Below are 12638 nucleotides of genomic sequence, written 5' to 3'. Positions count from 1 at the left end.
GGCACGATTGCGCTGCCGGACACCACTTTCAGCATCGTCTTATTTTCCTGCGACAAAACGCCCAAATGTGCAGCTCCTTTAAAGATGTATTATAAATGCATCTTTAAAGGAGCCCGACGAATGACAGCCTTGACCGCCGACCAGATTGCCCGAGTAAAAGCCACTGCCCCCGTGCTCGCCGAACATGGCGCGACCATCACCACGCATTTCTACAAGCGGTTGTTTATCAACCATCCCGAGCTGAAAAACGTGTTTAACCAGGCGCATCAACAAAGCGCCAGTCAGCCGCAGGCGTTGGCGCGAGCCGTGTACGCGTATGCCGCGAATATCGATAACCTCGGTGCGCTGGGTTCGGCTGTCACGCACATCGCGCACAAGCACGCGAGCCTGAATATCCGGCCGGAGCAATATCCTATCGTCGGTGAAAATCTGCTGGCGGCTGTCGTGGACGTTCTGGGCGATGCTATCGATGAACCCACGCTCGAAGCCTGGCGCGCCGCTTACGCACAACTCGCGGAGATTTTTATCGGGGCGGAAAAGCAGCTTTATGCCCAAGCGGCGTGGAGCGGTTTCCGGCCATTCGTGGTGTTTCGGCGAGAACAGGAAAGTGACGAGATCACATCGTTTTATCTGAAGCCTTCCGATGGTGGTCCGGTCTGTCATTTCGAACCGGGTCAGTACATCAGTGTGAAGCGGTTTGTGAAGGAGATTGGCGTGGTCCAGCCGCGTCAATACACGCTCTCCGATGCCCCGAATGGCGAGTGGTTACGCATTTCGGTGAAGCGTGAGAAGCCGCAGGATAGCCCGGCCGGGTTTGTGTCCAATCTCATGCACGACGTCATGGAAGTCGGCGGGATTGTTGAAGTCAGCGCGCCGATGGGCGAGTTCACCCTGGACCGAAACAAGACGACGCCTGTTGTTCTGATCAGCGGCGGCGTTGGCATTACGCCGATGGTATCGATGCTCGCGTCGCTGACCGCACAGAACAGCGCGCGGCAGATATCGTTTGTCCACGCTTGCCGGAATGGCCGCACGCATGCGTTTGGCCGCTGGCTGGATACGATTGTTGCAAAACATCCGAACGTGTCGCGCACGGTGTTCTACGAACAGACTCACGCCGATGATCGCCCAGGAACGGATTTCGATTTCAGCGGGCGGATGGATTTCGCCCGCATCGCCGATAAAACCGTGCTGCCCGACGCTGACTATTATCTATGCGGCCCCGTGCCCTTCATGCGCGCGCAGCAAGACGCGTTGATGGCGGCGGGGGTATCGAAGGCGCGGGTGCGTACCGAGATTTACGGGTCGGGCGAGATGGCGTAGGGCGTTTGAGTTTTGAAGAGAAGGCCGCCGGATGGCGGCTTTTTTCAAACCGCGCTTCAGACCAATCAGTTCCCATTCCCACGCGCCACGCGCCGCTGCTTCACGGCATCCGCCAACCCTTCAAGCACGCCCAGGCTTTCTTCCCAACCGATGCATGCATCGGTGACGCTCTGCCCGTACGTCAACTCGCAACCTTCCTTCAGATCCTGCCGTCCGGCGACCAGATTCGACTCCACCATCACGCCGATAATCCGCTCGTCACCGCCCGCAATCTGCCGGCCGATATCGGCGCAAACCGGGATCTGGTTCTCATGTTTCTTCGAACTATTCGCATGGCTTGCATCGATCATCAGACGCGCGGCCAGTCCGGCCTTGCTGATGTCGTTGCACGCGGCGTTCACGCTTTCTGCGTCGTAATTCGGCGCTTTGCCGCCGCGCAGGATGATGTGGCAATCCTCGTTGCCGGCTGTCGATACGATGGCCGAATGGCCGCCCTTTGTCACCGACAGGAAATGGTGCGGCTGCGACGCTGCCTTGATGGCGTCCACCGCAATCTTCACGTTGCCGTCCGTACCGTTCTTGAAGCCGACCGGACACGACAACCCCGACGCCAACTCCCGATGCACTTGCGATTCCGTCGTCCGCGCACCAATCGCGCCCCAGGAAATCAGGTCGGCTATGTACTGCGGGCTGATCATGTCGAGGTATTCGGTGCCGGCCGGCAGACCCAGTTCGTTGATTCGCAGCAGCAATTCGCGCGCGGTCCGCAGTCCGTCGTTGATCTTGAAGCTGTTGTCCATGTACGGGTCGTTGATCAGCCCCTTCCAGCCGACTGTCGTACGCGGTTTTTCGAAATACACCCGCATCACGATTTCCAGTTCCCCGGCAAAGCGCTTGCGCTGCTCGACGAGGCGACCTGCGTATTCCAAAGCCGCTTTAGTGTCGTGAATCGAGCACGGTCCGACGATCACGATCAAACGGTCTTCCATGCCGTGCAGGATTCGATGCATCGACTGGCGCGAGTTGTAGATCAGGTTCGACACTGGCTCGGCGCAGGCGAACTCGCGGATCAGGTGAGCGGGCGGCGTGAGTTCTTTCAATTCGCGAATACGGACATCGTCGGTGTTGTGCGGGGGCATGCTGGTTCTCCAGGAACTCGTTTTTCGTGCTGTATTCGTTCGGTCGTTACATCCGACAGATCAGGGACAGGGCAAAAAGTCATCAAAAAAAGTGGGCATAAAAAAACCGCCAGACTGCGCTGGCGGTTTTTCGGGAAACTTGGGTTCTACACAAACGACTCACCCCTCTCGATCCGCCAGCGGCTTGAGATGCCAAAAAAAGTAAAAATAAAACTTGGCGGACATGATGGTTTCGGTCGCTTCGATAAATATTGAACGTCTGGCTTTATAACCTTAAACACGCGCGGTTGGCAAGTTGTCAGCCGCTAAAATGCGGACATTCCGCACCGTAACACCGAATCCCGTAGCAAACGTGAGCATTTCATGCGGATTTCCCGCGTGACGCGCTTGAAAGGTGCATCAAGCGCGGCGCGGGAAAATCATCGGTCAAACGGCGGAGTACACATTCAAACCGTCCCGCCCACCGTCATCTTTTCGATCCGCAAGGTCGGCTGCCCCACGCCTACCGGCACGCTCTGGCCTTCCTTGCCACACACGCCTACACCGCCGTCGAGCGCCATGTCGTTGCCGATCATGGTTACGTACTTAAGCGATTCCGGGCCGCTGCCGATCAGCGTTGCACCCTTCACCGGATACGTGATCTTGCCGTTCTCGATCATGTACGCCTCGGACGCGGAAAACACGAACTTGCCGTTGGTGATGTCGACTTGGCCGCCGCCGAAATTCACCGCATACAAGCCGTTTTTCACCGATGCCAGGATCTCGCCCGGATCTTTATCGCCGTTAAGCATGTAGGTGTTGGTCATGCGCGGCATGGGCAGGGCGGCGTACGATTCGCGCCGCGCGTTGCCGGTTACCGGCATCTTCATCAAACGCGCATTCAGCGAATCCTGAATGTAGCCCTTCAGAATGCCGTCCTCGATCAAGGTCGTGCATTGCGTAGGATTGCCTTCGTCGTCGATGTTCAGCGAACCACGCCGGTTCGGCAGCGTGCCGTCGTCGACAACGGTCACACCCTTCGCCGCGACCCGTTCACCGATCCGGCCCGCAAACGCCGATGAGCCCTTGCGGTTGAAGTCACCTTCCAGCCCGTGCCCAATCGCTTCGTGCAGCAACACGCCGGGCCAGCCCGGTCCGAGCACGACGGTCATTGCACCGGCGGGCGCCGGACGCGCATCGAGATTAACAAGCGCTGCGTGCACGGCCTGATCGACGTAATGGGACAGGATTTCGTCGGTGAAATAGCCGTAGTCATAACGACCGCCGCCACCGCCGCTGCCCATTTCACGACGTCCGTCCTTTTCGGCGATCACCGTTACCGACACGCGAACCAGCGGCCGGATGTCCGCGGCCAGTGCGCCGTCGCTTCGTGCGACCAGTACAACGTCGTATTCACCCGCCAAGCCTGCCATGACCTGGACGATGCGCGGATCGCGCCCACGCGCCATTTTCTCGACGCGTTCGAGCAGCTTCACCTTAGCGGTGGCCTCGAGCGACGTGAGCGGATCAGACGGCAGGTAAAGATCGCGGCCGAACACGCCGGTCAGCGAACTGGCCGACTTGATCTTGTGCTTGCCGCCGCCGGCTTTTGCAATCGCGCGCGTGGCGACCGCCGCCTGACGGATGGATTCCGCCGACAAGTCGTCCGAATACGCGAACGCCGTCCGGTCACCCGACACGGCGCGCACGCCCACACCTTGATCGATGCTGAAGCTTCCCGATTTGACGATGCCTTCTTCCAGGCTCCACGCTTCGCTGCGCGTGGACTGGAAATAGAGATCCGCGTAGTCCACGCGGTGCGTGAAGATCTCGGCCAGCGTGCGCGTAATTGTGGATTCGTCGAGGCCGTAGGGCGTCAACAGGATCTCTTTCGCAGTGGCGAGATTTCGGATGCCGGGTTCGATGATGTTCATTCGTTGCCTGTGGCGAAGTCTGTGGGGATTAAACGCATTCTAACGTTGGAGTGTTTATGCCACACCCTGACCAGATGGAGGGGGGGCGCCGAAAAAACAAGCTAGCCCAAAACGCGATGCCGCAGCGCCGGAAGGCTTTGGCGGACGGATGCAATGCGCGCAGCATCAATCGCTCCGGCTGCCACGCCCGCCCCTTCTTCCACCACGGCCACGATCTCGCCCCACGGGTCGATCAGCATGCTGTGGCCCCAGGTGCGGCGGCCGTTTTCGTGTTTGCCGCCTTGCGCGGCGGCCAGCACGTAACATTGGTTTTCGACTGCACGCGCTTTCAACAGCGTTTCCCAATGTGCCTCGCCGGTCGTGTAGGTGAACGCCGACGGCACGACCATCAACGCGCAATCGCCCATCTTTCTGTAAAGCTCGGGAAAACGCAGGTCGTAACACACCGACAATCCCACGCGTCCGAATGGCGCATTAAACGTACGCACATCGGTTCCCGGACGGATCGTGCGGGCTTCATCGAAGGATTCCGTGCCTTTCTCGAAGTTGAATAAATGAATCTTGTCGTAGCGGGCAACCTGCTTGCCGGTGGGATCGAAGACGAGGGTGGTGTTGAGCACGCGATCCGGTTCAGGCGACTCCAGCGGCAAGGTCCCGCCGATCACCCAGACGCGATGTTCGCGCGCCGCGTCCGACAGGAATTGCTGGATCGGACCGTGGCCGGGCGTCTCGCGGATCGCGAGCTTGTCCGTGTCCTTGAAACCCATGTAGCAGAAATATTCCGGCAGCAGCACGAGTTGCGCGCCGCCGCGCGCGGCTTCGGCAATCAGCCGCCCAGCCTCCGCGATATTACGTTCACGATCCGGCGCGCTCACCATTTGCAGCGCGGCTACGCGGAACGTCCCGGAGGTGCCTTCGCTTGATTTGTCGCTCATGTCAGCCTGCTAAAAAGGGCGCGATGATAATCAGAATTCGTGATCAGTATCGCCTGCCGCCAGCCAATGGGACCTGCGCTGAAACACGATCAAGCCCTCAATTGGGCGCGGCTTCAGCGGGAATTTCGATCTTACCCTGATCGCCTTTCACCCGCTGAATGACGGGTTTCGACCACGAACCGGTAATGGAATAGTCAATCGTGAACGCTTTTCCAATCGACTTCGACAGCACCAGATCGGCCACCAGCGTGCCGAGCCCGAGCAAAGGATTGATCACGGCGGCGCCCAGCGCCACGGCGCCCGCGCTGATGGTGGGGATGATCTTGGCGTGCAGGTCCTGGGTTTCCTTTGGCAAATTGACCAACCCCTTCAGTTCGACGCGCGCCGGCGCCGTGATCATCGTGAAATCATTGGTGCGGCCAATGCCATTCTGAACCGTGCCCGAACCGGTGATCTTTTCGAATGGCAGGCCCTTGCCGACAACGTCCTGGAAATTCAGCGTGAGAAAACGCGCGAGGCTCTGCAGGCTGAGCACGCCGAGCAGCTTGGCCGCGCCCGGATTGACCTTGAGAATCTGGCCGTGCTGCAAGTCGACATTTAGATTGCCATTGAGCGTGGACAGATCGACCGCGGCCGGGCTGCCGTCCCAGCCAAGCCGGCCCGTTACCGTGCCTTTGCCGTTCTTCACCGTGCGAGGCAAGCCCATCCGTTCGACCAGCGCGCCGGCGTCGGTGATGTCCAGCTTGAAATCGAGCGCGGTGTGACGAGGGGCGTTGTCGTCGGCATTGACCGGAAAACCAACGGGACCGCTGATCGTGCGCCAGTTGGCCGTGGCAGATAACGTCGCGTCCGGGTTGCTGAGATCCAGCTTGTCCAGGTACCAGACGGGCACCTTGTCTTTCATGTTGTTGTGCGCATCGACTTCCAGGCGCCCGAGCGTGCGCCCGCGCACCACGAGTTCGTTCACGATCAAATCGATGGACGGCATGTTGGCCGGCGGCTTGCGGATCATCTGTCCGACCAGGTCGGTTTCCTGTTTCCCCGGAATCACGACCTTCGTGAACCGCGCCTGCAACGCACCCGGGCTGCTTTTCGTCGCACCCGGCGTCCATTCAGCGTTGCCCGTGACCTGATCCGACGCAATGTTCGCCTGCCACTTGCGGTCATCGCCGAGATTTGCGCCTATCGCGACATCTTCCCAGCGCCGGTTGAGCAGCTTGATCGTGGCGAAATGCAGCGCGAACTGCTTGGGGATGAACTGCTTCACCACCTGCGTTTGCGCCGTTGTTTGCGCCTTCGGATCCGGTTGCGGCATTGGGCCCAAATCGGCGATCAGCTTGCGCCACGCATCGGCGTCGAGTTCGTCGATATCCACCGTCGCCGTCACGCCCTGCGCCGGCAGATCGGCCGGTTTGTTCACGCCGATAGCCCCTCGTTCCACAATCGGCATTTCCTTACCGGTTTGCTTAAGCAGGTAATGCGCGTTCACCGGCCCGAACGTCAGCTTCGCGTCGTGCTCCTGAGGCGATCCGGCGATGGGCGTGAAGGTGAACGAGACGGGCATCGGCATGCCTTCGCTCTTGTTGAACGGAGCCGGGAAGTCCAGGCCGAGGCCGGTCAAATCGGAGTTCAGCTCGACTTGCGGCAACGCGTTTTTCACGCCACGCACACGCACGGCGTAGGGTGCGGTGCCGCTGATGTGCTTGAGAATCTGCGCGGCCTGCTCCTGTTCGCGGGCGTTCAGGCTCTTGGCAGCGTCACCGCCAATGCGGCCATCTACATTGAAGGCGTAACTTCCGTCGGGTTTCACGCCGCCAGAGCCGCGCACATCGCCGCCAAGGAACTTCGCCGTGAGGCCATCGAGCGATGCGGTTTTCTCGCCGAACCGCGTCCGCCCCTTGAGATTCGACAGCGGGGGCAACGCACCGTACGCAAGCTCATTGCCGTTGAACGTGAGCGCGCCTTTATAACCCACGTGCGGCCGTACGCCCGGCGGCGGCGCGACCCGCGGAATTTCCAGTTGCAGCGCGAGCGCGGCGTTGCCGGTTGCACGGATTTTCGTCGACACATGATGTGAAAGCGCGCCAAGCGAACTGTCTTCCACGTAGTGAAGCATGTCGGTGATCGGGCCGTGCGCGTCGGCGTCGATCAGCAGTTTCGATTCACGATTTCCCAGGTCTTCGATCCGCCCCGTCGTCTTGACCACGCTCACGCCGAGGTAGTGGCCGCGCGAAATATCGAAGCCCAGCTTGTTTTCGGCGAGATGAAACGTCCCGTCGATACCATCAAACGCCGGCCACACGTTCGGCGTGCCGTTTGCCATGGTCCTGAGCGGATAGGGCGTTGGCTCGAACTTGCCGCCGGAGAACGGCGCGACAATGCGGAACTGGCCGGCATCGGGGAAACGCGAATAGGGGAATTTCGTCAGGTCGCCATGAATCTCGATGGTGGCATTGCGCGAAACACCGGCCTGCAACGCGTGGCCCAGATACAGCCGCAATTTTTCGCTGATGCTCGTCGGCAGATAGTTGACGAGGCTCGTCACGTTCAGGTGCGCTGCTTTTGCCTTGAGATCGAGGGAGCCGCGGCCTTCGCCTTCGTTGTGGTAATCCGCTGTTGCACTGGCTTCGGCGTCCGCGTTCTTGACGTGCAGCGTCTCGACGTGCGCGGTGATTGCCTTGTGCGCTTTACCGGGCGCGTCAGCGAGGGTCCACGTCACGCGGCCGTTGATCTGATCGAGCACGAGACGCGGGTTATCGAAGACGCCGGGCAGGGTGATCGCGGTATTTTTCGTATCGATGACCGCGCTGCCGCGATCCTGGTTGGCGTCAATGCTGCCCCACAGGTTCTCCACGCCCGGAATCCCGGCTCGCGGATGGTTGTTGATCGTCAATCCCGGCGGCGGTTCCTGCGCCTGCACGCTGACGCCGTGCAAGTCGCCCTTGACCGTGTAGCGTATTGGCGGCTCGGCGCCCGTCTGCCGCTGCGCCAGCATTTGAGCGTGAGTCGCCGGTCTGGGCCGCTCGGTTTGCAGCGTGTAGTTGGTAATCTGGCCACGCGGGTTGAAGCGGATCAGATCGTTTTGCGCCTTCGATGGCAACGGCAACGCGCGCGCAAATTCACCAAGAATGCCGAGATCGACGACATCGCCCGTCACGCCGAACAACTGCCCGCGCTGCAACGAAGCCGCGCGGTAATTGCCGGTCAGCGTATGCAACGCGAGGAGGCGAGACACCGGCGTGCCGTCGGCGAGCGGGCGCTGGCCAAGTTCCGCGTGCAGGTTGCCAAGATGCAGCGTGTATTCGTCGTCCTTTTGCGCGAGGTCCCAGCGGAAGCTCGCGATGGGCACGTCGAGACGCGGCTGCGTTGGACGCACGCGCAACGCGATGTCGGAGCCGGTCAGGTCGCCGCCCGCGGTTTGCAGTTTGCCGCTCGCGAAGTCAAGCCAGATGCGGTTATCGAAACGGCCGCTGTAGGTCGCGAACGGCATCGTCACGTACTTGGCGAGCATGGGCAGATCGACAGGACCAGTCGACAGATACGCCTGCCCCGTCCAGTTCGCCGGCCGGCCGGGCACGCTGAAGTGCGGCGTGGTGAAGTCCGCGCGAAAATCGAGCGGCCCGTGCAACAGGTCGCCGTCGGGCGGCGCCTGCAGCGCCAGCCGATGACTTGTGCCGTCGTTAAGAATGGCGAGCTTGATGCGCTTGAGCGCGAGTTGCGGCGCCTCACGCTCGCCGTCGTGCCAGCGCAGCGTGCCGTTGCGCAGCACGATAGCTTGCTGGCGCAGCAGCCAGGTCATGAACGCGTCGTTGCCCGTATGTTTCGCCTGGATCGGCACGCCGGCCACGCTGAAGGTGCCGTCGGCGGCGCGCGAGATGACTACGTCGGGGCCGTCGACGGTGAGATTCGAGAGCACCGGAATGGGACCCAGCAGCGAGCGCCACGCGACGGTCGCACTGGCATGCGGCACGGCGAGACCCGGCGTGCCGTCGGCGGCGTCAATCCTCAGGTTGTCGATATCGAACGAGGGCTGAAGGCCGTACCACCTCGCCGTGATTCGCCCGATGTGCAACTGCGCGTGGATCTTCGCCGACACCATTTGTTCGATGCGCGGCCTGAATACATCCATCTGGGGAAGCACCGCGTAACGCAGTGCGAGATAGATCCCGGCGACCGCGAAATAGATCACGGCGACGAGCACCAGAAGGACTTTGAGCGCCCGCGACAATGCGAGCTCGGCGCGACCACCTAGCTTCACGGGTACAGCTACGGGTGGGTCGGCTAGTTCCTTTCGGTCGGACATGCTGCGGCGGGTCGGCGATATGGTAGGTTTTCGAGATTTGACGTTGAAATGTAACACAGCGCGCGGTGCAAAAAACTGCGGGAACACGCTACGATGCGGCCGCTAAGCCGCGCCGGATGGCGTTTACGCCTTTATGGCACGCTTGTCGCAAAAGCCCCGGCACACTGCTGGACTTGATTCAGAGCAATGACCGAGCCCGACCTTTCATGACCGACGCCGTTTTGCTGAGTGCCAGCGCTTCCAACTATGCCGCGCGCGTGTATGCCGCGCGTCCCGAATTGCCGGCGCAGGTGGCCGAATGGTCGCAAGCGCCGATCCGCCGCGCGTGGATAGAAGCGCGGCTGGACGCCTTGTGCGCGGTCTGTTCGGCGGGATCGACGCATGGGCGGCTCGATGAAGCCGGGCTCAAGACTGCATTGAGGCGCTTGCGCATCGAGGTCTTCTGCACGGTGATGGAACGCGATCTTGCCGGCCTCGCGCCCGTTGCCGAAGTCACGGGCGCGATGACCGATCTGGCCGAGCTGACAATCCAGCGCGCGCTCGCGGTGTTATCGGCGGATCTGGAAGTCACGTTCGGCGAGCCACGCGGGCCTGACGGACAGCGTTTGACGCTGGGTGTGGTGGGAATGGGAAAGCTCGGTGGACGTGAGTTGAACGTGTCGTCGGATATCGACCTGATCTTCGTCTATGAAGAAGACGGTGAGACGACAGGCGGCGAACGCGCGGCGTTATCGACGCAGGAATATTTCACGCGGCTCGGCCGCAAGCTCATAGGCGCATTGGCCGAGGTGACGGAAGACGGTTATGTCTTTAGAGTCGATATGCGGTTGCGGCCGAACGGCGATGCCGGTCCCATCGCGTGCGGACTCGGCATGCTCGAAGAGTATTTCTACGTGCAGGGCCGCGAGTGGGAGCGGTACGCGTGGATCAAGGGGCGGCTCGTCTCCGAGAACAAGAGTGAACCGGCGCAACGGTTGGCCAAGCTGCTCGACGCGCTCGCCAAGCCGTTTATTTATCGGCGGTATCTCGACTACGGCGTGATCAGCGCGATTCGTGCGCTGCATGTGCAGATCCGGCAGGAAGCGCAGCGGCGCGCCTCAATGCGCCCGGACAAAGCCGACGACATCAAGCTCGGCCGTGGCGGCATCCGGGAGATCGAGTTCAGCGCGCAGGTGTTTCAGTTGATCCGTGGTGGCCAGATTGCCGATCTTCGGATTCGTCCGACCTTGTTCGTGCTGGAACGCGCGGCGGCGCATGGGTTGATATCGGCGAATGTATGTAGTGAATTGACCGAAGCGTACTTGTTCCTGCGCAAGCTTGAACACCGGCTGCAATATAGAAACGATGCGCAGACGCACGCCATGCCGGTCGCGCCCGACGACCGCGCGGTGCTTGCAGACGCAATGGGTTTTGCCGATTACCCGGCGCTGACCGACGAGCTGGAAGCGCATCGGGCGCGCGTTGAGCATCAGTTCGACCAGATCTTCGCCGATAAAGTGAAGGGCGACGGCGGCTGTGCGGTGGCGGAAGATTCGGCGGCGTCGTGGGTCTGGAGCAGCGCGCTCGCCGACGACAGCGCCGAGGAACAGTTGGTCGAGCGCATGACCGAACTGGGTTTCACCGATGCCGCCGCCGTGCTCACTCGTCTGCGCAGCGTGTGGAAATCGACGCGATACGAAGGTTTGCCCGAGCGCAGCCGGGAACGATTCGACATCGTCGCGCAACGTGCGCTCGAAGCCGCGCAGGCGATTCAGCCGCCCGAGCGGCGCGGCGACACCATCGCCCGGCTGTTCGACCTGCTCGAAGCGGTCAGCCGCCGCGGCGCCTATCTTGCGTTGCTCACCGAATATCCGGCGGCGCTCGAACGGGTGTTGTCGGTGCTTGGCGCGTCACGTTGGGCGGCGGGATATTTGATTCGCCATCCGCAGCTTCTTGATGAATTGCTCGACGATGAAGTGATCGCGAGCCCCTTTGACTGGGCGGAATTTCGAGAATCTTTGCGCGCGCAGATTGCCGCTGCCGATGGCGCCGAGCAGCAGATGAACTTGCTGCGGCACGCGCACCAGGCTGAAGTGTTCCGCATTCTGCTGATCGATTTAAGCGGCAAACTCACCGTTGAACACGTGAGTGATTTGTTGTCGGCGCTGGCCGATGCGGTGCTCGATGTCACTATCGAAACGGTGTGGTCGCAGTTCCCGAAGCGTCACCGCGAGGTGCCGCGCTTTTCTGTGATCGCTTACGGAAAGCTGGGCGGGAAGGAGTTGGGCTATGCGTCCGACCTGGATCTGATCTTCCTCCACGATGACCCCGACGAATCTGCCGCCGATATCTACGCCACCTTCGCGCGCCGGCTGATCACGTGGCTCACTACAGCAACGGGCGCGGGCACATTATTCGATGTTGACTTGCGGCTGCGTCCGAATGGCGAGTCGGGCTTGCTGGTGACGAGCCTGGAGTCGTTCCGGCGTTATCAGATTCGTGAAGGGGATGCCGCGAATACGGCTTGGGTCTGGGAACATCAGGCGTTATCGCGGGCGCGTTATTGCGCCGGTGACGCGGAGATTGGCGAGCGCTTCGAGGAGATTCGCGCCCAGGTTCTCACTATGCCACGTGATGCCGCAGCGTTGGCGCAGGAGATTGTCGTAATGCGCGAGCGGGTGGACGCCGGACATCCGAACCGGAGCAAGTTGTTTGACCTGAAGCACGATCGCGGCGGGATGGTGGATATCGAGTTTATCGTGCAGTACTGGGTGCTGCTGCACGCGCGCGAAGACGCTGAATTCGTGCGCAATATTGGGAATATTTCGCTGCTGCGACAGGCTGCCGGGTTCGGACTGATGAGCGCCGAGGAGGCGGAAACGGTGGCGGCTGCGTATCGGCGGTACCGGAAATTGCAGCACACGCTGAGACTCGACGGGATGGAGAAGGCGCGGGTTGAGCCGGACGTTGTGGTGGCGGAGAGGGAAGCGGTGACGGGGCTTTGGAATCGGGTGTTTGGGAAGTAGCCGCTATGTTTGATCCCCGC

The 12638-nt window shown here is 61.1% G+C and carries 6 protein-coding genes; 2 read left to right on the top strand and 4 right to left on the bottom strand.

The annotated features are described in order from the left end of the window. Positions 1-120: 120 nt before the first annotated feature. Positions 121-1323 (top strand): NO-inducible flavohemoprotein, encoded by a 1203-nt coding sequence (hmpA, locus tag ACSQ83_RS20190; RefSeq protein WP_436229366.1) that lies wholly within the window; start codon positions 121-123, stop codon positions 1321-1323. 65 nt (positions 1324-1388) lie between these two features. Here hmpA and aroG read toward each other — a convergent pair whose 3' ends face one another. From aroG to ACSQ83_RS20170, 4 genes are all read right to left on the bottom strand, one after another. Next, positions 1389-2462 carry a 3-deoxy-7-phosphoheptulonate synthase AroG gene (gene aroG, locus ACSQ83_RS20185; RefSeq protein ID WP_414950011.1) on the bottom strand — a complete coding sequence of 358 codons (1074 nt, stop codon included), beginning with the start codon at positions 2460-2462 and terminating at the stop codon, positions 1389-1391. A gap of 446 nt (positions 2463-2908) precedes the next feature. Next, positions 2909-4375, bottom strand: a complete 1467-nt coding sequence (tldD, locus tag ACSQ83_RS20180) for a metalloprotease TldD (RefSeq protein WP_414950013.1) — start codon at positions 4373-4375, stop codon at positions 2909-2911. 101 nt (positions 4376-4476) lie between these two features. Further along, entirely contained in the window at positions 4477-5310 is an 834-nt protein-coding gene (locus ACSQ83_RS20175; RefSeq protein WP_436229365.1) for a carbon-nitrogen hydrolase family protein, read from the bottom strand. 97 nt (positions 5311-5407) lie between these two features. Beyond that, a complete protein-coding gene (locus tag ACSQ83_RS20170; protein ID WP_436229364.1) occupies positions 5408-9613 on the bottom strand; it encodes a YhdP family phospholipid transporter in 4206 nt (1401 codons plus the stop codon). A 206-nt stretch (positions 9614-9819) separates the two neighbouring features. On the opposite strand from ACSQ83_RS20170, the gene glnE reads away from it, so the two are divergent. Further along, positions 9820-12618: a bifunctional [glutamate--ammonia ligase]-adenylyl-L-tyrosine phosphorylase/[glutamate--ammonia-ligase] adenylyltransferase gene (gene glnE / locus ACSQ83_RS20165; protein WP_436229363.1), complete on the top strand. Its 2799-nt coding sequence runs from the start codon at positions 9820-9822 to the stop codon at positions 12616-12618. The last annotated feature ends 20 nt before the right edge of the window (positions 12619-12638 follow it).

This window comes from Caballeronia sp. LjRoot29 (assembly GCF_964252755.1).
Taxonomy (GTDB): Bacteria; Pseudomonadota; Gammaproteobacteria; order Burkholderiales; family Burkholderiaceae; genus Caballeronia.
This window is presented reverse-complemented; position numbering and strand designations above follow the sequence as displayed.

What these genes read in the sequence shown, in the direction of transcription:
- hmpA (WP_436229366.1), top strand. Translation starts at nt 121, where the DNA reads ATGACAGCCTTGACCGCCGACCAGATTGCCCGAGTAAAAGCCACTGCC.
- aroG (WP_414950011.1), bottom strand. Translation starts at nt 2,462, where the DNA reads ATGCCCCCGCACAACACCGACGATGTCCGTATTCGCGAATTGAAAGAA.
- tldD (WP_414950013.1), bottom strand. Translation starts at nt 4,375, where the DNA reads ATGAACATCATCGAACCCGGCATCCGAAATCTCGCCACTGCGAAAGAG.
- ACSQ83_RS20175 (WP_436229365.1), bottom strand. Translation starts at nt 5,310, where the DNA reads ATGAGCGACAAATCAAGCGAAGGCACCTCCGGGACGTTCCGCGTAGCC.
- ACSQ83_RS20170 (WP_436229364.1), bottom strand. Translation starts at nt 9,613, where the DNA reads ATGTCCGACCGAAAGGAACTAGCCGACCCACCCGTAGCTGTACCCGTG.
- glnE (WP_436229363.1), top strand. Translation starts at nt 9,820, where the DNA reads ATGACCGACGCCGTTTTGCTGAGTGCCAGCGCTTCCAACTATGCCGCG.